Origin of the sequence: Rhizobium sp. RCC_161_2 (assembly GCF_041355235.1) — a bacterium.
Taxonomy (GTDB): domain Bacteria; phylum Pseudomonadota; class Alphaproteobacteria; order Rhizobiales; family Rhizobiaceae; genus Rhizobium.
Genome location: NZ_JBFUPL010000006.1, coordinates 217866 through 239992 on the forward strand (window position 1 = coordinate 217866; position 22127 = coordinate 239992).

A 22127-nucleotide genomic window follows, 5' to 3' on the forward strand; every position below is an offset into this window, starting at 1 on the left:
CGATCAGTTCTTTCCGGCTGCATGCGGTGTCGAGACTGCGGCTTCCTGCGTCCACAGTCGGCTGTCGTGCGGAACCGGCGCGTAATCGTGCCATTCGACCAGCTTGTCGCGGTAGGCCTTTCTGTAGGCCCGATCGTCCGAAAACGCGATATTGTCCTGAACGAGGTCCACCCCGATATCGTAGTAGATGTCGAGGTTGCTCAGATCGGGCACCGGTGTTTCGCCGCGTTCGCACTCTGCCTGCATCTGCCAGAACAGTTCCTCGAGGCGAAGGGCAAGCGCCGGAATGTCGCGCAGGGCGGATGTCTCTCGTTTCGCCTGCAAGGATTCGCGGATGTCTCTCAGGCTTCTGGGATTGTTCGCAAAGCCGATCGCCCTTTCGATATAGTCCTCTGGGTCCGAGCAGATCAGCTCCGGCACGCCGGCGGCGGCAACGATGCTATGGCAGAAGCGGGCCGCAAAGCTCTTGCCGGGGAATGTCAGGACAGGCAGTCCCATGGTCAGGGCATCGCCCGCGGTTGAGTGTGCCCCGTAGGGAAACGTGTCAAGGAAAAGATCGGCGACCGCGATCCGGGCGAGATGCTTGGCATTCGGCGCTTTGGGCGCGAAAATCAGCCGCTCCGGCGCGACACCGGCATTCTCCGCCAACTGACGCAAGCGTTTATCCACATCGTCGCCGCCGGTGAGCAGCCAAAGCACGCTGCCGGGCGTTTCGGAGAGAATCTTCATCCAGTGTGCAAAGGTTTCCTGCGTGATCTTCTGCATGCCGTTGAAGCAGGCATAGACGAAAACACCGTCCGGCAATCCGGCTTCGGCGCGAGACGGTTTTTCGGCGATCACCCTCTTGCGATCGAGCGGCTGATTGCAGGCAATCCGCAGCACTTTTTCCGAGTAATAGATCTCGTTCTCGGGTGGGATGATGTGTTCGTCCGCGATGATATAGTGATGGAACGGGCTGGCCATCGAACCCGGATAGCCGCAGAAATTGACCACGACCGGTGCCGGTCGATAGGCAAAGATCTTTGTCCGGGCATGTTTGGTATAGCCGTTGACGTCGACGAGAATATCGATGTCGTCATCGGCAATCTGCCTTGCGGCGTCCACATCGCTAAGCGCGCCGATATCGCGCCAGCAATCGACGACGGCTTTCATGCGTGCCTGGGTCGCATCACCCTGCACAGGATCGCCACAATAATAGGCGTAAATCTCAACGCTCCGCTTGTCATGCAGCTCCAGCACTTCCCTGAGCGCAAAGCCAACCGCATGGTCGCGCAGATCTGAGGAAACATAGCCGACGCGAAGGCGTTGGCCGGTCCCGGTCTTCTGTTTCGGCGTCTTGCGCGTGAAGCCGCTGGTATCGGGACGTCCGACGAAAGACTTATTGTAGCGGTAGGCCTTGGCGAGCTGGAACAGTGGATCGTCGGAAAAACAAGCGAGCGTCAGCGGCGACATGGCATCGAGCAATTGCCGCGTGGAGACATGGTCCGACGAGATCAGCGTCGGCCACTTGCACTGGCGCTGGCGCAGCGCGCTCCAATGTTGCCCGGCTTCCGTCTTGTCGGGCCGCAGCTCGATTGCTTGCCACAGAGAGGTTTCCGCATCTTCCAGGAGACCGGCATTTTCCATGACGCGACCGATGTGCTGAAGTGCCAGGAGGCGATGCGTCAGCCGGTCGGGCGTGCTTTCTGCGGTCAGCTCCACGAAGCTCCGCCATTGCAGAATTGCCTGTGTGGCAATGCCGCTATCTTCCAGCGCCCGTCCCAGATTGATATGCGCCGGCCCAAAGCGCGGATCGAGTTTCAGGCACGCCCGCAATGCATGGATCGATCCCGCGACATCGTCCAGCTGCCTGAGGGTCACCGAATAATTGAAATAGACGAGATGCAGGAAGGGATGGGATTCGTTGAAGGCAATCCAGACCTTATAGACCTCTGCCGCCTGTAGCCTTTGTCCGGCAGCGCTTCGGCCTTCGGCGAATTGGAACAGATCCGTGAAGGAAAGGCGCTGGGTGCGCGCGAGCTCCAAAATTCCAGCAAGAGATGGAGCAGGAGTCGAAGCTGATGCATCATTGGTGACCATGGACATCCCACGAATTGACGGCCGGCATTGCAACCATTTGTGAAATGGTCGTCCGTCATTAACTGTGCTAGCTTGCTTTAAGCATGTCACGCGCCTGCTCTCTGAATCAGCAGGGCCTCGTCAGCCATCAACAGATTTCGTTCGGCGGGCTCTCATTATTGCCCGGCAAATGTCATAGCAAATTTCCAATGCGACCAGACATCAACGGTGCCCCTTTCGCTCCTGAGGCGCCGTCCGGCTTCAATGAGATTGCAAGCTGATCAAAGACAAAGATCATCCACCCACATAATGCGAAATGACCGCCGCGATCTGGTCGGAACTCAGATGCCCCATCTGGGATTTCATCAGAGTATCCAATTGCGCGCTCGACAGGCTCGCTATGTCTTCGGTGGACAATCCCGCCACGCCGGTTGAGCTGAACGACGCGATATCGTCAGTTGAGAAGGTCGCCAGCTCCGCCGTGGTCAAGGCCGCAACTTGCGCCGAAGTCAGGCCGCTGACCTGGCTCGAGGTCAAGGCCTCGGCCTGCTCCGTCGTCAAGCTGGCGATGACGCTGGTCGTCAACCCCGCAATCGCGCTCGAATTGAGGAGGATGATTTCATCCGTGGAGAAGAGAGCGAGATCGTCCGCGTCCAGCGCGGCAAGCTGCACTGCGTTCAGCGCAGTGAGCTGCGACGTGGTCAAGGCAGCGATTTGAGCCGTGCTCATGGCCGCGACCTGGCTATAACTCAGCGAAGCCACCTGGTTTGTGGTCAAGATGGCGATCTGATCGGTGGACAGGGCGGTGACAAAAGCCGTTGACAATCCCGACATGGCGTTCGAGCTGATCGCCACGAGTTCGGCGGTCGAGAAGGTTCCCAGATCTTCCGTGCTCAGGCCCGCCGCACCGGCCGAACTCAGGGCGGCAATCTGCGTGGTGGAGAGCGTTTCAATCTGCTCGATACTAAGGGCTGCGACCTGGGCGCTGCTCAGACCTGCAATGCTGGCCGTACCCAAGGCGGCAATCTCGGCCGTGGAAAGCGACGCGATAAAACCCGTCGCCAATCCTGCTACGGCACTCGAACTGATCGCCGCGATATCGGCAGTTGAGAACGTGTCGAGATCATCCGTGGTCAGGCCTGCGACGCCGGTCGACGTCAAGGCGGCAATCTGGCTGGTGGAAAGCGCTTCGATCTGTTCAATGCTCAGAGCACCGACCTGGACGCTGCTCAGGCCCGCGATGCCGGCCGTGCTCAGCGCCGCGACCTGCGCGGTCGAGAGGGCGGCGATATCGGCGGTGGTCAGGACAGCAACCTGTTTGGAACCAAGCGCCCCGACCTGGGCCGTCGTCAACGCCTCGATCTGGTCGGTACTCAGCGTGGCGATCTGCGCTGTGGTCAGTCCGGCAACCCCGGCCGCGCTCAAGGCTGCGATCTGGGCTGTCGAAAAGCCTGCGATCGTGTCCGTAGACAATCCTGACATGGCGCTCGAACTGATGGCCGCGATGTCGGCGGTCGAGAAGGTCTCGAGATCGTCCGTCCCCAGGGCTGCAATCTGCTTGGAGCTGAGCGCGCTGACCTGGGCGGTGGTCAGGGCCTCGACCTGGTCGGTGCTGAGCGTGGCAATCTGCTCGGTGGTCAGGCCGGCAATGCCAGCCGTGCTCAGGGCCACGATCTGCGCGGTCGTCAGGGCTGCGATCGTGGCCGTCGACAATCCCGATATGGCGCTCGAACTGATCGCTGCGATATCAGCGGTCGAGAATGTCTCAAGATCGTCCGTTCCGAGCGCGGCAATCTGCTTGGAGCCGAGAACGCCGACCTGCGTCGTCGTCAGGGCCTCGGCCTGAGCGGTACTCAATGCGGTAATCTGCTCGGTGGTCAGACCGGTGATACCGGCCGTGCTCAGCGCCGCGATCTGCGCAGTCGAGAGGGCGGCGATATCGGCGGTCGTCAAGACGGCAACCTGCTTGGACCCGAGCGCCCCGACTTGCGCGGTAGTTAGGGCCTCAAGCTGGCCGGTGCTCAGGGCCGTGATCTGCGCGGTGGTCAAACCCGCAATGCCGGCTGTACCCAGAGCTGCAATCTGCGCAGTCGAAAGGGCCGCCAGAGTATCTGTCGACAGTCCCGATATGGCGCTTGAGCTGATCGCCGCGATGTCGGCGGTCGTGAACGTCTCAAGATCGTCCGTTCCGAACGCCACAATCTGGGTTGAACTCAGTACCGCGACTTGGGGCGTCGTCAAAGCCTCGACCTGGTCGGTACTCAATGCGGCAATTTGCCCGGTGGTCAGACCAGCAATGCTGGCCGTGCTCAACGCCGCGATCTGCGTGGTCGAGAGGGCTGCGATATCGGCGGTGGTCAAGACGGCAATTTGCTTGGAGCCAAGCGCACCGATCTGGGCGGTGGTCAAAGCCTCAAGCTGGCCGGTGCTCAGAGCCGTGATCTGCGCGGTGGTCAAACCCGCGATGCCGGCCGTACCGAAAGCCGCGATCTGCGCCGTCGAAAAGGCCGCCAGCGTGTCCGTCGACAGTCCCGATATGGCGCTCGAGCTGATCGCCGCGATGTCAGCGGTTGAAAAAGCCTTAAGATCATCGGCTGCGAAGGCCGCAATCTGGGTCGAGCTCAGCACCGCAACCTGGCTCGTCGTCAAAGCCTCGGCTTGTTCGGTGCTCAATGCGGCAATCTGCGCGGTGCCCAGACCGGCGATACCGAGGGTGCTCAAGGCCACGATCTGCGTGGTCGAAAGCGCAGCGATATCGGCAGTGGTCAAGGCAGCAACCTGCTTGGAACCGAGCGCGCCGAGCTGGGCCGTCGAGAGGGCCGCAGCCTGCCCGGTGCCCAGGGTAGCGATCTGCGCGGCGGTCAGGCCCACAATGCCCGACGTGCTGACCGCAGCAACTTGCGCGGTGGAAAGGGACGCGACAGCTGCCGTGCTCAGGGCAGTGATCTGCGTCGAATTCAACACCGCAACCTGCTTGGTCAGCAGGGCATCGACCTGGCCGGCTTTCAGGGCGGCCATCTGTTTGGTGGAAAGGCCGGTGATGCCGGATGTGCTCAGCGCCGCAATCTGTCCGGTCGAGAGAGCAGCGATCACCGCCGTGGACAATCCCGATATGGCGCTTGAGCCAATCGCCGCGATATCCGAGGTCGAGAAGGTCGCTATGTCGTCCGTATCCAGAACCGCAAGCTGGGAAGAATTCAGCGCTCCGACCTGGGCCGTCGTCAGGGCCTCGGCCTGTGCGGCAGTCAGGGCGACGATCTGTTTGGTGGAAAGGCCGGTAATGCCGGATGTGCTCAGGGCAGCAATCTGATCGGTCGAGAGGGCGGCTATGACGGCTGTGGACAATCCCGATATGCTGCTCGAACTGAGCGCCGCGATATCCTTGGTCGAGAAGGTCGCGATGTCGGCCGTATCCATCGCGGCAAGCTGTGTAGACGTGAGGGCCGCGATCTGAACAGAGCTCAGAGCCTCAAGTTGGGCGGTGCTCAGGGCAACGATCTGAGCGGTCGAAAGACCTGAAATGCCGGATGTGCTCAGGGCGGCAATCTGATCCGTCGAGAGCGCAGCTATGACGGCGGTGGTTAATCCGACGATGACACTCGAACCGATTGCCGCGATATCCTTGGTCGAGAAGGTCGCGATGTCAGCCGTGCTCAAAGCTCCAACCTGCTTGGAGATGAGAGTTCCGACCTGAGTGGTCGTCAACGCCTCAGCCTGTGCGGTGCTGAGAGCGGCAATCTGTTTGGTGGAGAGGCCGGTAATGCCGGACGCGCTCAGGGCAGCGATCTGCGCCGTGGAAAGGGAGGCGAGAAGGCTCGTGCTCAGGGACGCGACCTGTGTCGAACTCAGCGCCGCAACCTGTTTGGTCAGCAGGGCGTCGACCTGGCCGGTGCTCAGAGCATTGATCTGTTCGGTGGTCATACCCGTAACGCCGGACGCGCTCAAAGCGGCGATCTGATCCGTCGAAAGGGTTGCAATGGCCGCCGTTGACAATCCCGCTATGGCACTCGAGCGGATTGCCGCCATATCCTTGGTCGAGAACGTCGCCAGATCATCCGTCTCAAGAGCGGCAATCTGGGTTGAACTCAGCGTTGCAACCTGGCTCGCCGTCAGCGCCTCGGCTTGCGCCGTGCTCAGGGAGGCGATCTGATCGGTGGTCAGGCCGGCAATTCCCGCAGTGCTGAGCGCAGCCACCTGCGCAGTCGACAGGGCAGCAATAACAGCCGTGCTCAAGACAGCGATTTGGTCTGAACTCAGCGCCGCAACCCGTGCGGTGGTCACGGCGGCGATTTGCGCCGTGCTCAAAGCGGCGATCTGGCTGGTCGTCAGACCGGCAACACCTGACGCGCTCAAGGCAGCGATCTGATCCGTCGAGAGGGCCGCAACAACAGCCGTGCTCAGGCCCGACATGGCCTTGCTGGTGATCGCCGCGATATCGGCGGTCGAGAAGGTGGCGATGTCATCGGCTCCCAGGGCAGCGATCTGGGTCGAGCTCAGCACCGCGACCTGGGTCGTCGTCAAGGCCTCAGCCTGCGCCGTACTCAGAACATCGATCTGACCGGTAGTCAGACCCGCCATGCCAGACGTGCTTAAGGCGGCAATCTGCACGGTGGAAAGAGATGCGATAATATCGGTGCCCAGCGCAGCGACTTGCGTTGAACTCAACGCCGCTATCTGACTGGTGAGCAAGGTGGCTATTTGACCGCTGCTGAGAGCGTCAACCTGTGTGGTGGTCAAGCCTGCGATGCCAGCCGTACCCAGAGCCGCGAGCTGCGCCGTTGAAAGAGCGGCAATGACAGCCGTGTTTAAGCCCGATATGGCCTTGCTGGTGATCGCTGCGATGTCGGCGGTCGAGAACATCGCCAAATCATCTGTCTCCAGAGCGGCAATCTGGGTTGAACTCAGCGCCGCAACCTGGGCCGTCGTCAACGCCTCGGCCTGTGCCGTGCTCAGAGTATCGATCTGGTCGGTGGTCAGACCCGCGATCCCGGAACTGCTCAGGGCAGCGATCTGCGCTGTGGAAAGGGATGCAACGACATCCGTCTCCAGGGCAGCGACTTGCTTTGAACTCAGCACCGCGACCCGGGCGGTGGTCAAGGCGGCAATTTGCGCCGTGCTCAGGGAGGCGATCTGGTCGGTCGTCAAGCCTACGATGCCGGCAGAGCTCAGGGCTGCAATCTGACCCGTCGAGAGGGCTGCGACAACAGCCGTGCTCAGTCCCGACATGGCCTTGCCGGTGATCGCCGCGATATCCGCGGTCGAGAAAATGGCGATGTCATCCGTCCCGAACGCGGAAAGCTGTGTTGAACTCAGCGCGGCGGCCTGGACTGTCGTCAATACCGCAACCTGCGCCGTTTTCAGGGCGGCGACCTGGTCGGTGGTCAGACCCGTGATGCCGGAGGTGCTCAGGGCCGCGATCTGTGCGGTGAAAAGAGATGCGACGACATCCGTTTGCAGCGCCGCAACTTGCGTTGAACTCAGGACAGCAACCCGGCTGGCGGTCAAGGCAGCAAGCTGGCCGCTACTCAGTGTTGCGACCTGGCTGGTCGTCAGGCCGGTGATCGCGCTCGTGCTCAAGACAGCAATCTGCGTGGTGGAAAGTCCCGCGATCAGACCCGTGCTCAGCCCCGATATGGCTTTGCTGGTGATCGCAGCAATATCCTCGGTCGAGAAGGTCGCGATGTCATCCGCCCCCAAGGCGGAAACCTGCGCGGAGCCGAGTACCGCAATCTGGGTCGTCGTCAGGGCCGCCGCCTGGCCGGTGCTCAGGGCTGCAATCTGGCTGGTCGTCAGACCAGTGATCGCGCTCGTGCTCAGCGCAGCGATCTGATTCGTCGATAGAGCCGCTACAAGGCTCGCGCTCAAACCCGATATGGCTTTGCTGGTGATCAACGCGATATCGGCGGTCGAGAAGGTGGCGATGTCATCCGTCCCCAGGGCCGCGATCTGGGTCGAGCTCAACACCTTCACCTGCAAGGTGGTCAGCGCCTCGGCCTGCGCAGTGGAAAGGGCATCGACCTGGCTGGTCGTCAGGCCGGTGATCGCGCCGGTGCTCAAGGCAGCAACCTGCAGGGTGGAAAGCACTGCAATATCATCCGTGCTCATGACCGCGATTTGCGATGCTCTGAGAACGCCGAGCTGGGTCGTCGTCAAGGCGGCAACCTGCGCCGTGCTCAAGGAGGCGATCTGGCCGGTCGTCAGGCCGTTGACCATACGCGTGCTCAGAGCTGCGATCTGGTCCGTCGTCAGGGCTGCGATCTGGGCGGTCGTCAGGCCAGCAACCGTGCTCGTATTGAGGGCCGCAATCTGATCCGTCGTCAGGGCTGCTATAACAGCCGTGCTCAGTCCCGCTATGGCCTTGCTGGTGAACGCCGCCATATCGGTGGTCGAGAAGGTGGCAATGTCATCCGCGCCCAAAACGGCAGCCTGGGTCGAACTCAGCACCTTCACCTGCGAGGCAGACAAAGCTTCGGCCTGCGCCGTGGAAAGGGCGGCAATCTGATCGGTCGTCAGACCGGCAATGCCAGCGGTGCTCAAAGCGGCAATCTGCGCCGTGGAAAGGGAGGCGACGATATCCGTCCCCAGAGCCGCAATCTGCTTGGAACTCAGCGCTACGATCTGGGTCGTTTTCAAAGCTTCGGCCTGCGCCGTGCTCAAAGAGACAATCTGATCGGTGGTCAAACCCGCAATGCCGAGTTTGCTCAGGGCTGCAATCTGATCCGTCGAGAGGGCGTCTATAAGCCCCGTGCTCAAACCCGCAATGGCCTTGCTGGTGAGCGCCGCCATGTCGTCGGTCGAGAAGGTGGCGATGTCATCCGTGCCCAGAATCGCGATTTGGATTGAACTCAGCACTGCGATCTGCGTCGTCGTCAAGGCCTCAGCCTGCGCGGTGGAAAGAGCAGCAATCTGGTCGGTGGTCAGACCCGTGATGCTGGAGGTGCTGAGGGCGGCAACCTGCGCGGTGGAGAGCGCCGCGATATCGTTCGTGTCCATAACCGCGATCTGCGATGCCTTGAGGGCACCGAGCTGGGTCGTCGTCAAGGCGGCAATTTGCGCCGTGCTCAGGGCGGCGATCTGACTGCTCGTCAGACCGGCAACCGCAGTCTTGCTCAAGGCGGCAACCTGCGCGATGGAGAGCGCCGCGATATCGTTCGTGTCCATAACCGCGATCTGCGATGCCTTGAGGGCACCGAACTGGGTCGTCGTCAAGGCGGCAATCTGCGCCGTGCTGAGCGCTACGATCTGACCGGTCGTTAGGCCAGAGATCGCGCTTGTGCTAAGGGCGGTAATCTGATCGGTCGAGAGGGCCGCGATCATGCTGGTGCTCAAGCCCGGGATGGCCTTGCTGGTGATTGCCGCGATATCATCGGTCGAGAAGGTGGCAATGTCATCCGTCCCCAGGGCGGCGACCTGGGTTGAGCTCAATACCTTCACCTGCGAGGTGGACAGTGCCTCTGCCTGTGCCGTGCTGAGTGCTACGATCTGGCTGGTCGTCAGGCCGGTGATTGCACTGGTGCTAAGAGCAGCAATCTGCGCGGTGGAAAGCAACGCGATGTCGTTCGTGCCCATAACCGCGATCTGCGATGCCTTGAGCGCGGCGACCTGGGTGGTCGTCAAGGCGGCAATCTGCGCGGAACTCAGAGCAGCGAGCTGGCTGGTCGTGAGGCCCGTAATGCCGGAGGTGCTCAAGGCAGCGACCTGATCCGATGACAGGGTTGCGATAGAGGCGGTGGACAAGCCGGATATGGCTTTGCTGGTGATCGCCGCCATATCGTCGGTCGAGAAGGTGGCGATGTCCGCCGTGCTCAAAGCGGCGAGTTGCAATGAACTAAGGGCACCGACTTGAGACGTGCTCAACGCTTCCGCCTGGTCCGTCGTCAAGGCGCTGATCTGCGTGGTGGTGATCGCCGCGATCTGAAGCGAGGTCAGGCTTTCGATGTCGGAGGCCGTCAGAACCGCCAACTGGTCCATGGTCAAACCAACGATGGCACTTTGTGAAATGGCGCTTAGCTGCTGGGTGCTGAGGACTTCGACGTCTTCCGTGTCCAACGCCGCGATTTGAGCTGACGAAAGCACATTGATCTGTTTTGTGGAAAGCGACGCAACGTCTTCCGTCGTCCAAGCCGCAACGGCGGCGGTGGAAAGCGACCTGATCTGACTGATGCTCAGGGAAGAAACGATCGAAGTCATGTGTGAAAACTCTTGCGTTAGCTAATACAAAAATCCAGCGCCTCGAAGGCCGGCATCGCCCGTTTGGCCAGGTTCTGAAAAACGAACGGTATAAAAATTCAACGCCCGGCAAAGAGCAGCATAGTCAAATTGGCTTGCCCGAACCTGTGGTTGACAGAGTGGTGGTGGTCGGAGCGTGTGCGCTCTTCCGGGCGCGATGCCACTTCGTTCGACATGGACGGAACCGGACTGCGGGGAGAGTTTCTGCGCAGCATTGCGGCGACTGATTTCCATTTCTTCAAAAGGAGTTAGTCAGCGTGAAATTTCCCATGAATAGGGGATGGCCAATGCCATATCTTCTGCGCCATTCTCCCCCCACCTTTAGCCCTGATCCCTGTTTGGAGACCCATGATACCAAAGCTCCCCCGACAGCTATGGCTGCTGGCCGCCATCGCCTTCGTGAACTTTCTCGGCTTCATGGTTACGCCATTTCTGGTGCTCTACCTCACCAATGCCGTCGGCCTGTCGATCGAGACGGCGGGTATTATCCTCACCGTTTTTGGGATCGGCAGCATTTTGGGCGCATGGGCCGGCGGCCATGTCAGTGATCGGATCGGTTCGGAGAACGTCCTGATCTTGAGCTTTCTATCGAGTGCCGCCGCCCTGTTTCTCATCCCTGCCCTCGGCGATAGCATCTCCATCGGGATTGCCATTGCCATCATGGCATTTGCAAATGGCGCGTTTCGGCCGGCCTATGATGCCTGCGTGGTTCGCCTGTGCCCAGAGGATGAACGTTCGCAAGCCTATGCGGTTTATGTCGTGGCGATCAATGTCGGCGCCGGTATAGCCGCGGCGATGGCGGGGCATTTGTATGCCCGTCAACCAGGCCTGATATTCTTCATCGATGGCCTTACGTCTGTGGTCGCGGCGATTGCCGTGTTTGTTTTCCTGGACAGATCGGCACCGCGTCATGTCGCTCCCGCGGCGAAGGCGGATGCATCGAAGCCTGCGGGGCTGCCCTATAGAAATATGGAATTCATTCTCCTGTGTTTGGCGGCCTGCGTCCTCGACATGGTGGGGCGCCAGACCTCCGCCGCCCTGCCTCTTTTCGTAACGTCCTATTACGGCATGACGCCGGAGCAATACGGAAACCTGCTGACATTGGGCCATTTCGTCTTCGCAGCCGCCATATTGCCCGTGAGCCGCTGGGCTAAATCGAGGAACCATATGGCCGTGACGCTGATCGGGATGATGATCGTGGCCGTCAGCTTCGGAGCCCTACCTCTCGGCGGGAGCGTGGCCGCTCTGGTCATTCTCTACCTGCTGCTGACGGCGGGACAGCTGATGTTCTATCCCGCCATCATGGCCATGGTCATGGGGCAGGCGGCGCGCAGCGGTGGCAAAAGCGGCGCCTATATGAGTTTCTACCGCACGGCTCAAGCCGCTGCCGGTATCGTGGCACCGGCCATCGGTACATTCATCTATGTTCAGTTCAGCCCGACGTCGTTGTGGCTCGGCTGCTCGCTCATCACAGTCCTATGCGCGATCCTGCTTGCCATGCGGCTGATGCTTCGCACGTCATCGGATCGTGAGGCGCTCGAACCCTAGATCGAGGTAGAAAGCGTCAGCAAGATAACGCCTTAAGATGGCTGCAGCGAAGCATTCAGCGACAGGAGCAGCTGTCTCTTCGCAACCTCGAAAGCCTCTGACGCGCGATCGCGTTTTCTTGGCAGATCGATGCTGATCTCATCGAGAATGCGGCCCGGCCATGGCCGCATGACGACAATCCGGTCGGCAAGAACAAGAGCCTCGTCGATATCGTGCGTCACGAGAATGAGCGTAGGGCGGGTCTCGGACCATATGTCGAGCAGGTGGTCCTGCAGATCCGCACGCGTGAAGGCATCCAGAGCTGAGAAGGGTTCATCCAGAAGCAGCACCTCCGGCCGGGTGACCAGCGCACGCGCGATCGCCACCCTCTGGGCCTGGCCGCCTGATAGCTCCTTCGGCCAGCGGTGACCGAGTTCCGCAAGGCCGACTTTTTTTAGCGCGGCCTCGACCCGGTGACGGCGGTCATCGCCCTCGAGTTCGGCAAGTCCGAAGCCGACATTGTTGGCAACACTCAGCCAGGGCAGAAGACGGGGCTCCTGAAAAATGAGGTTGATCAGTGAATGCGGTTTGACGACCGGCTCGCCGTTCAGCTCGACCGTTCCGCGCGTGGGCGTTTCGAGACCGCTGATCAGCCGCAGCAGCGTGCTCTTGCCACAACCCGACCCGCCGATGACGGCGACGATCTCGCCCGGCGCCAGGTCGAGCGAGAATCCTTCGAGCGCGCGAACGCCGTTTGCATAGGTCTTTCCCAGATGTCGCAGTGTCAGCATCGGCTCACCCCTCCCGCCTGTAGTTGTCCTGCCATGTCAGGAAAGGCGCCGTTACGGCCAGCAGCAGACTGTCCGTCAGCTTGCCGATGACCGCGAAGGTGATGATGGCGGCCATGATCTGGTCGGGCTTGCCCATTTGTTGACCGTCGACGAGAAGATAGCCCAGCCCCTCCGAAGCCCCCATGAATTCGGCGGCGACGACGAACATCCAGCCGAGACCAAGACCGGATCGCAAGGCGGTCACATAAGCGGGAAAGACCGCTGGCAGCATGACCCGCCGCACCAGCGCAAAGCCCGATAGCCGGAAAATCCGCCCGACCTCGACGATCTTGCGATCTACCGAAAGGATGGCGCCCGATACGCCGAGATAGACTGGAAAGAAGACGCCAACGGCGATCAGCGCCACTTTCGATGCCTCAAAGATCCCGAACCAGAGGATGAACAAAGGTACCCAGGCGATCGAGGGAATGGAACGAAGTGCCTGCAGCGACGGATCGATCAGCCGGCGCGCAAGTCCGAAATATCCGGTGACGGCACCGGCCATGGTGGCCGCCACGGCACCGATGATGAATCCGAAGAACACCCTGACGGTGGTAATGCCGATGTGAGTAGAGAGCTCACCGGACTTCGAAAGTGCCCATAAGGTTGCGGCAACCTTCGACGGCGGCGGCATGAGACGACCGGAAAACCAGCCGGCCGCAACCGCGACTTCCCAGAACAGCAGCCCGAGGGCAGGTAGGATGATGGCGACCGTCGCCCTGCCGCCTATTCCATAAAACGCAGACGCCGCGACTGAACGCGACGCCTTTGTTTCCGTTTCGATGCCGGTCCCGGCCAAGTCTGCCATGGCGTTGCCTTCGGTCTTTACTGCGTTTTCCCGACGGCGAAGCGATCGTCGATCAACTCGCTCGTGATTTTCTGGATATCCACGTCAGCGGGAAGGACACCGGCACTCTGCAGGGCAATACCGGCTTTCGAGATCGTGTCGCGCTGCTGATCGCCAATCGTTGACTGGGAGATGTCCGTGCGCTCCAGCTGCTTGGCGATTACGTCGTCCGGCAGCTTGGCAGCTTCGACCAGCGCCGCCTTCAACGCGGCGGGATTGGCGATCGCGTCAGCTCGTGCCTGCTCGTAGACGGCGATGACGCGCTTGACGATATCGGGATGTTTGGTGGCGAAAGTCTCTGTGGTGTTGAGCACGCCCCATGTGTTGTTTTCCGGCTTGCGGTAGAAGAGCTTTGCCTTGTCCTCCACTTCGGCGGCCGCCATCAGCGGATCGAGGCCAGCCCATGCATCGACATCCCCGCGCAGCAGGGCAAGCTTTCCGTCGGCATGCTGCAACAATACCAGCTTCACATCCGATTGTTTCAGCCCGGCATCGGCCAGGGCACGAACGAGAAAGATGTGCGGATCGGTACCACGGGTGACCGCGATCGTTTTGCCCTTGAGATCTTGAACAGTGGAAATCGGACTATCGGCCCGGGTGACCAGGGCTGTCCATTCGGGGCGCGAAAAGACATAGATCGATTTGACCGGATTGCCGTTCACCCGTGCGATCAAGGCCGCGGCACCCGCGGTCGAACCGAAATCGATCGAGCCGGCATTCAGGAACTCCAGCGCCTTGTTCGAGCCCGCGGACTGTACCCAGCGGATGCTGATATTATCCTTGGCGAATTCCTTTTCGAGCAGGCCTTCCTTTTTCAGGAGAAGCCCGACGGGATTGTAAGTCGCCCAGTCAATCCTGATCTCGGAAAGATCAGCCGCTTGGGCCGAGGCCAGCCCAAAACCTAAAGCCGCGACGACACCGATCATTGCCGAACGAAACACACCCATATCCTTCCCCTCTTCCTGGCTATTGCCATTTACACATTGGGGGTACCCTACGGTCATGGGTGCCGGGGCGTGAAAGCTGGAATGTCTATTTCTATAGAATTTATAGGAATATTTTTCTGTAAGTGGAGCAGAATGGGTGGCGCTCTGCATTTGATTGGGAATGGGGCCAACAGAGCCAACGGTACGCAGCGGCGTAGGTCGCACGACGAGCGTTTTCCACAACAACAATTATCGTCATGCTTTATCGGGATTCAGCTCGGGAAAAAGTTTCTCAAGCGGGACAATGATACCCATCATGGCCTGCCCCATGATTTCAGCGAGAGCTCCCCTTAGCTCCCTCGAAAGCTCGGTGTTCTCAATCGATGTGACTTCTTCGGCGAGCTTATTGAGGATGGGATCTAGTGAAACCACGAGGTCTATAATTCGCTTCGCGTGGGCTTTGTCTATGATCATCTTTGCATTTCCCATGTCCTGATCATCACATGCAGCCTATTGTATTTCGTCTCCAACAAAATAGAGGCTGATTGCGGATATCAGTTTGATCTGCGGTCGTTTGCCACCCAATCTGCCCCACTTACTATTTTTCTCAATGAAGGTTGTGCGACTGGCTGCTCTTCGGTCAAATACTGCAAGTGCCTTGCGTCAAAGGCCGAATTTGAGTAGATTTAACTCAGATATTTGCTTCTGGTTGCCCTTGGTTGGAAAAATAATCGGCCATTTAAGCATTTGAATTAGCGCTATAAGTTTTCTTAACGGAAGCAAAAAACCGGATAATTTCCACTATCCCGACAAGCGCATGGATGCCTTCATCATCATCCACTAACATCCTCCATGGATTCTGGTCGTTTTTGAGCCGGATGGGACTCCTGGCAAGCCTGCGATAAGACGATCGAACACCTCCATGTCGTACCGATATTCAGACGAGTTATCGATAGTCTCCGTCACCGGGAGATTGTCTGGTAATGCCCATTTGACCCGTCTTGGAAGTATGATCGCGAGCGTTTCGTACCAGATGTGAAGAGAAGCTTGCAGGCGAGCGTGAAGATCGAAATTCGTCCTCATCTTGATAGTATCTTGCCCCCTCTGCTGCCTTGCGACGCGTGGATCGATCCTCTTGACGAGGTAGAGATCCGCAAAGCCCAACTGGCACTTTTGCAGCGCATCCCGAGTGGCTTCCATCTGATAATGCCAATGGCTCTCGGGTGCTTCGCCTATCTGCCATAGACCCCAGATGTAATGCAGCTTCAAGGGATCGGTATCACAGACGGCCCTTTCCTGTTCGCGCTCGATCTCAATGGCCTCAGACCAGCGTTTCACATTCCAATCCGTCCAGAGAAGGGCAGCTCCGCGTGCGTCTGCATTCCTGTCCGGCCGGAGCTCGGGATAGCTCTCCTGAACAAGAAACTCCGAGGCATGCTGTCGGCACCAGGTCGTCTTACCGGCGGCGCTGATCCCTTCGACGACGATGATCATGATGCCTTCCTTGCCTCGGCGTCACGACCCCGCATTTGTGCCATCAGCATCGGCCCGAGGGAAAACTCGCCTCGACGTGCCCTTGCGGTGAGATTGCGCAGATAGCCACCGGCTGAGCTGATGTGCTGTGCTTTTTCGAGGAGACAGGCCATGACGACAGCCGTGTTTTCCGGTCCCATGGTATCGCAAGCATCCTGATAAGCGCCGGATGTCACACCCAGCATGGTTCGAACGACAACGGCTGCTGTCATCAGCTCTCGCCAGCTGGCAATCCCCCCGGAAGGGCCATAATTGGCGATCTCTGGGCAGGCTCGCAATACCGTGGTCAAGGGATAGGCCTTGATCGGCTGTTGTGAGAGTTTGCCGATTTGCTCGGCGGGCTGGTCTGGTTCTACGGATGTTGCAGCCTGAGGGCTCGCTTCAGATTCTATTTGGGATTCGGTATTTGAATTCTGTATATGCCGGTCATTTTGAACATCATTGGCAACTGATTTTTCGGAAATCAGCTGTGTTTCCAGAAGGTTGATGATCTCATTGCGCAGCATTTCCATTTCTTCGGCGATGGGAGCGATATCCACGGCTGTTGGCGTGCGTGGCAGGGTGTTGACCAGGCTGAGATAATGCCTCTCTATCGCCTGCCAGTCACCGGGAACGCCTTCTTCGATCGCGGCGGCAATCAGCTTGCGAACATCACGGCGGCAAATGGTGAGCTGCTCCTTGGCCTGTCGGAGATGTTTTCTCTCGGCGGCAATCTGCTGCGCGAGATCCCCAAGCTCCTCGGAACGGGCAAGCAGCGGCGCCAGATTGAAGCCATAGGCATCTTCGACAGCCCCTGCCCCATCCTTGCGGGCAAAGCGCTTGCCGTTCGGGCTATCCTTGCGAAGGATCAGGCCGGCCTCGACCAAGGCAGCCAGATGCCGCCGCAACGTCGTTCCGGTAATGCCATGGGCTCGAACAGTGAGCTGATTGTTGGAGGGAAAGACCACCAGCCCTGCGTCCTCGCTGAGTTCCTTCTCCGGATAGAAGGTCAGAAGAGCATTCAGTACCGCCAGCGTGCGATCTGAAATGTTCAGCAGGGGTCTTGCTTCGCAGACATCGCGAAACACCCGCCATTTATCGACAGTCTTGCCTTGTCTGATAGACGTTGCCTTGATCTGATTTCTCATCAAGGCAAGCGACATCGACCGCCGCCCGAAGGGCGTCGTGATATGCATCTCCATTTCCTTCACCTTTTAACAGGCAAAAGAAAGCCGCTCACCAAAAACGGTGCCAAAGACTCTTGACTATGATTCGCGGAAATGTGATTCTCGTATTGCTACATACTGAGAAGGGCTTCCGCTACGGCAACGTTCGGGGGCCTTTTTCTTTTGCTATTCAGTCTCCTGTTACAGCTTGGTCTTGTTCTGCGCGGTCTGTGGAGATTGATCGAGATATTCCTCGTGCAATCCCTCCATTCGACGCAGCAGGTAATTCACGAAATCGTCCGGGACGGCTTTCGTGAAGGTAAGCTTGGTTCCCGCCTTGGCGTAGTTCACGACAGCAAGGGTCATTCCCTTGGAAACGACCTCCTGGGTGCGATCCGCAGGGGCTGTGGGGGCATTCTCGGCCTTGGAAACGGCATTCAACACGGCCGCGAACCTGTCATCGCTGGACAGCGACTGAACGGTCAGCTCTTCCAGCACCCGGTCTGTGACCGCTTGGGCTTTGGCATTGGCGCTCCAGCGTTCGGCCAGTTGCGCCCAGCGCCGGCGGCCGGTCTCGGGAGCAGCACCGATACGCGTCAGGACCGCTTTCGGAAAAACCTTGGCGATCTGCAGCATTTCGGAAACATGCGATTTGCCGGTCGCGAGCGATGAGCAGATCACCTCGCGCTTGAAGCCGGCCTCTTCCTGGCTGAGAGCGAAAACGCATTTCTCGATGAAGGACAGGTCGTCGCGATTGGCGTTTTCCTCGCCCTGGATGACGATTGCCTGTTCGTCAGTGAGATCGCGAACGATGGCGCGGAACTTGATGCCAAGAAGCTTTGCAGCGGCAAGGCGGCGGCGTCCGAAGACGATCTGAAACCGGCTGCCCTCGCCCGGCATAGGCCGAACGAGACCGGGCGTCGTTTGCCCGTGCTCACGCATGGACTGGACGAGATCCTGCAGCCTGTCGGCATCATAGGCGCCGTCAAACCGATCCCGGATGGAGGACGGCAAAACCGCGTCCACGTCGAGTTGGATAATGTGATCGGCACCCTGCAGCAGCTTGTCGGCAAGCTCGCCACGCTCCTGCAACTGCCTAACGCCGGCTGCGACCTTCAGAAGATGCGGCGACGGCGATGTTGTTGGAGTGGGCACGGACGTCGTGTCCTGGCCGAGGCCGACCAGGACGTTGGCAAACATGCCCTTGGAATCTTTCCTGCTCATTCGCGTCCCCATGCTCTCGAAAGAAGCTCTTCGATTTCGGCATTTGCCGCATTGATCGATTCGATCGCCCTGTCATAGGTTTTGGGCGCGGAAAATCTCGACCGCTGCACCTCGTAAAGGCTTTGTTTCCAGGTCAAGGCATCGGCAACCGCGGTCGATTTGATCACGGAGTTAAGCAACAGGTCCTCGCCGAAAACCTGCCGCATCAGCGCGGTCATATTGGCCTGCGGATGATCGTTCGGCTCGAACTTGGTGATCAGGAACTTGGCGAAATCCCATTGGGCCGACGTGCCAACCTGTTCGAGGATCTGCATGTAGGACCCGGCGAGTTCGAGGAACTTTGCCGTGGAATCCACATCGAGCATATGTGCCGGAACCGGTATCAAAACGCCTGTCGCCGCAGTCAGGGACGATAGCGTCAGGAAGTTCAGCGACGGGGCCGAATCCATCAGGATGATGTCATAGCGATCAGCCACTTGCTCCAGTGCCTGCGATACGCGCAAGAGGAAGCTCGTGCCGCCGGACTTGCGCATTTCCAGCGCAACGGCAGTTTCGAACTCCGTCAATTCCAGGCCGGCGCAGATGACATCGAAGCCGGCGATGTGGGTCTGATGAATGACTTGCTCGGTCGGGATCGGATCCTCGAAGCGGATGGCGGAATAAAGCGTATCGCCGTCACGGTAATCGAAATCCGGCAGACTGCCGTGCAGGCTGGTCAGCGATGCCTGGGGGTCGAGATCAACGGCCAGCACGCGATACCCTCTCAAGGCGAGGTAATGACCGAGATGGATAGTGGTGGAGGTCTTGCTGGAGCCGCCCTTGAAATTGGTGATTGCCAGGATCTGGCATTGCTCCTCGCCTACCCTGCGTGGGTTCATCCACTTCTTGCGGCCGTTCTGCGCCAGATGCATACGCAATTCGAGGATCTGCTCGAGCGTATAGAGACGCCGCCCATTGGCGACTTCCGGCGTCGGCCCCTGCTCCTTCAGCGAAACTTGCCTGATATAGGCTTCGGTCACGTTAAGCAGCGCGGCAACCTCGGGAGAGGTGAACTTGCGCATCGTGCGCCGGGCATGCGGGGGGAACTGGGCTAGGCTGAGATTGCCCAATGCGGTATCCAGCTTCGCAGAGAATGTCTGCATGAAGGCGAGGCTGCTCAGATGTCGGGTCATGGTTTTCTCCCATTTTTGGCCACGTTACTAAGCGCCTTTATGGTTGGGTTTTTGTGACTGGTTTCTTTATTTACGCAGAAAGTCGGTACTACCGGCAATTTCCGTAGATAAGAAGTACTCCGATTCTATGATTCGGGGCAACCGGGCCTAAAATAGCGTTCCCCGCGGGGAACTTTCGGTCTGTCGCTGTCAATTATGCGTCATCGAAAACGAGTTCCCCGCGGGGAACGCTGGCCGATCTTGGCATCTTCAATGGTTGGTCGCAAACGGTGATAACGGCATTCGCTCCCATTTATGTTGGGCGGCGTTCGCCAGGCGGGTGGTCGCTGCGAATTGGCTTTGCGATGCGCTCTCCCGGTCCGTGAAATCCGACATGTCGATGTCGAGATGACGTTCCGGTTCCTCCGATCACCACTGTCCTCAATTTGCTGGTGATCAATGCCAGTGTCGTGGGATTGATCTTCGGCTCGTGAATCGTGGTTGAAGGATCGCCTGCGCTCCAAAGTATCTGCGCTGGAGACTCACATTGCCAGTTAAAACTGTCCGATTGGGACGCATGGCGGAAGCGCGGGCAAGTCTTCCCGCCAGGCAGAGTCATGCTTGTTGGAGAAAGGTCAATGTCCGAAAACATCAATCGCCCTCGCCGCGGCTTCTTTGCTATTGCGCGCCGGCGCACTCGCTACCAATCAACTGGCCTGCCTGGCTCTGCCGCGGCGTAGTCCAAGGAGACAAAGTCGGCGGTCAAGTCTGGAGCCAGCGCGTCGTTCGCTTCACTGAAGCAGATTGACGCCGGCGTGCTGACCGTCGGATATGCGGAGGCAGGCCCCGCCGGTGGCGCTCCGGTCGTTCTGTTGCATGGCTGGCCCCATGACATCCAAAGCTTCGTTGATGTTGCTCCGCTGCTCGCATCACGAGGCTACCGCGTGATTGTCCCACATCTGCGTGGCTACTACGGGACGCCAGGCATTCTTTCGAGCGAGACTGCGCGCAACGGTCAGCAGTCGGTCGTGGCTGTCGATATACTCGACTTGATGGATGCACTGAAAATTCCGAAGGCGATCCCCGGCGGCGTTGACTGGGGCGCGCTCGGCCAACATTCTGGCGGTGCTCTGGCCCGAACACTGCAGGGAGCTGGTCTCCGTCAGCGGCTCTTTGATCGGCAGTCAGGAAGCCAACAAGATGCCGCTGCCGCCGAAGGCCGCGCTTCAATGGTGGTGCCAGTATTATTTCGCCGTCGAGCGCGGGCAGGAGGGCTACGATAAATACCGGCGCGATTTTGCCAAGCTGATCTGGCAGATTGCCTCTCCGAAGGGACTTCGATGATGCGCAGTTTGATCGCAGCGCCGCAGCCTCCGACAATCCGGATCACGTTGCCATCACTATCGACAATTATCGCTGGCGGCTGCGACTGGCGAAGGGCGAGCCGCAATATGATGAGCTGGAGAAGCGCCTGGCAATGGCGCCGGTGATCAGCGTGCCCACGATTAACCTGGAAGGTGACGCCAACGGCGCGCCGCACCTTGATCCCGCATCCTACCGCGGCAAGTTTTCCGGCAAGTATGCGCACCGGATGATCGGTGGCGGCATCGGCCACAATCTGCCGCAGGAGGCGCCGCAGGCCTTCACGCAAGCGATCATCGACGTTGACGGCTTGTGAGCCTTCAGGCGGATCGATGGGCAATGGCTGAGAATGCCAATGCCCATCCGGTTCCATCGGTGCGATGAAGACGGCGCCGCAATGAGGTTCACGCTGCGCCGATGTCAGCATGTTTGTTTGGTAGAGGAAATTTCGATTTGGGGTGGCGCGCGAAGTTCTTATCCGTCGGCACAGATCCATTGGTCGCGACCTGTATGCGATATTGAGATTGCTGGATCACTTCAGACAGGGACGGGGAGGTGAGGGCCGTCGGCTCGGGTCGGTTGTGAGCGGCGTCCGGGCGAGGTCAGATCGTCGAGTATTCGATTGGGATAGGCCATCGTTTCATCCAAAGGCAGTAGACGATCGGCTCCATTCGCGACGACATGAATGATAAGCCCGATTTCCGCCAATGAGGTCTTTCCGGCAACCGGGTCGCCAGTCCGAAGCCGGCGGCGTTCAATCGGTCGGTGTTGTCTTCTGCTGGTTCGGTGATCGCCAGCTGCGTCTCGTTCCCGGATTCGGCGCCGAGGCCAAGTCCGAGCGCGGTGACGATATCGATGCATGCGGTAATCGCGGTTTGATCGCCGAGACAGGCTGTCGCGAGCGCGCTCATGAGGCTGCCGACGTTGAAGAACGAGGCTTACTGATCTGCTTTTGGCTTTCGGCCCCGAAACCGTCGCCGGCCCCCTAGAGAAAGAAATAGCAATAACGGAAGTAAAGACGTTCTAAGCTTCTGTTTAATGTCGGGACGTGAGCAACCCTATGGGCTTCATCACAAGGCGATGGAGGATTGCTGAGGGCACATGGGGGGTAAGTGGAGCAGATTAGGTGGCGCGACTCGAATTTGAGGAGCGAACGGCGAGCGTCAAGTTTAACCAGTAATAACTCTGCGCTTGGGCAGGAAACTGGGTGCTAAGCTACATGAGCGCCTCATATGCGACCGGAGTGCTGTAACCCCGGCCTTAACGCGTGCAGCTCTTCGACAAGCCCGCCACCT

At 59.3% G+C, this 22127-nt stretch carries 12 protein-coding genes and 1 pseudogene; 2 read left to right on the forward strand and 11 right to left on the reverse strand.

Annotated features, from left to right (window positions below):
* Positions 1-3: 3 nt before the first annotated feature.
* Both AB6803_RS17615 and AB6803_RS17620 read right to left on the reverse strand, forming a co-directional pair.
* Positions 4-2079, reverse strand: a complete 2076-nt coding sequence (locus AB6803_RS17615; RefSeq protein WP_371110100.1) for a glycosyl transferase — start codon at positions 2077-2079, stop codon at positions 4-6.
* A gap of 273 nt (positions 2080-2352) precedes the next feature.
* Positions 2353-10248 (reverse strand): beta strand repeat-containing protein, encoded by a 7896-nt coding sequence (locus AB6803_RS17620; RefSeq protein WP_371110101.1) that lies wholly within the window; start codon positions 10246-10248, stop codon positions 2353-2355.
* A gap of 387 nt (positions 10249-10635) precedes the next feature.
* Between AB6803_RS17620 and AB6803_RS17625 the strand changes: the two genes are divergently transcribed.
* Complete coding sequence (locus AB6803_RS17625; RefSeq protein ID WP_371110102.1) at positions 10636-11835, forward strand: MFS transporter; 1200 nt, start codon at positions 10636-10638, stop codon at positions 11833-11835.
* Positions 11836-11867: 32 nt separating this feature from the next.
* Here the strand turns inward: AB6803_RS17625 and AB6803_RS17630 are convergent, their stop codons facing one another.
* The 8 genes from AB6803_RS17630 to repA form a co-directional block, all read right to left on the reverse strand.
* Positions 11868-12605 (reverse strand): ABC transporter ATP-binding protein, encoded by a 738-nt coding sequence (locus AB6803_RS17630; RefSeq protein ID WP_371110103.1) that lies wholly within the window; start codon positions 12603-12605, stop codon positions 11868-11870.
* A 4-nt stretch (positions 12606-12609) separates the two neighbouring features.
* Entirely contained in the window at positions 12610-13452 is an 843-nt protein-coding gene (locus tag AB6803_RS17635) for an ABC transporter permease (RefSeq protein ID WP_371110104.1), read from the reverse strand.
* A 17-nt stretch (positions 13453-13469) separates the two neighbouring features.
* Entirely contained in the window at positions 13470-14438 is a 969-nt protein-coding gene (locus tag AB6803_RS17640) for an aliphatic sulfonate ABC transporter substrate-binding protein (RefSeq protein WP_371110105.1), read from the reverse strand.
* A 234-nt stretch (positions 14439-14672) separates the two neighbouring features.
* Positions 14673-14906, reverse strand: coding sequence for a hypothetical protein (locus AB6803_RS17645; protein WP_371110106.1), 234 nt, complete (start codon positions 14904-14906; stop codon positions 14673-14675).
* 351 nt (positions 14907-15257) lie between these two features.
* Complete coding sequence (locus AB6803_RS17650) at positions 15258-15911, reverse strand: hypothetical protein (protein ID WP_371110107.1); 654 nt, start codon at positions 15909-15911, stop codon at positions 15258-15260.
* Positions 15908-17125, reverse strand: a complete 1218-nt coding sequence (repC, locus tag AB6803_RS17655; RefSeq protein ID WP_371110108.1) for a plasmid replication protein RepC — start codon at positions 17123-17125, stop codon at positions 15908-15910. Before repC ends, AB6803_RS17650 begins: the two co-directional genes overlap by 4 nt.
* 171 nt (positions 17126-17296) lie before the next feature.
* On the reverse strand, positions 17297-18319 hold the full coding sequence (gene repB / locus AB6803_RS17660; protein ID WP_371110109.1) for a plasmid partitioning protein RepB: 1023 nt from the start codon (positions 18317-18319) through the stop codon (positions 17297-17299).
* Positions 18316-19491 carry a plasmid partitioning protein RepA gene (gene repA / locus AB6803_RS17665; protein WP_007688717.1) on the reverse strand — a complete coding sequence of 392 codons (1176 nt, stop codon included), beginning with the start codon at positions 19489-19491 and terminating at the stop codon, positions 18316-18318. The genes repB and repA overlap by 4 nt, the downstream gene beginning before the upstream one ends.
* A gap of 617 nt (positions 19492-20108) precedes the next feature.
* Here repA and AB6803_RS17670 point away from each other — a divergent pair.
* Positions 20109-21148: pseudogene (locus tag AB6803_RS17670) on the forward strand (alpha/beta fold hydrolase).
* Positions 21149-21434: 286 nt separating this feature from the next.
* On the opposite strand, the gene AB6803_RS17675 reads toward AB6803_RS17670, so the two are convergent.
* Positions 21435-21743 carry a hypothetical protein gene (locus tag AB6803_RS17675; RefSeq protein ID WP_371110110.1) on the reverse strand — a complete coding sequence of 103 codons (309 nt, stop codon included), beginning with the start codon at positions 21741-21743 and terminating at the stop codon, positions 21435-21437.
* Between the last annotated feature and the right edge of the window lie 384 nt (positions 21744-22127).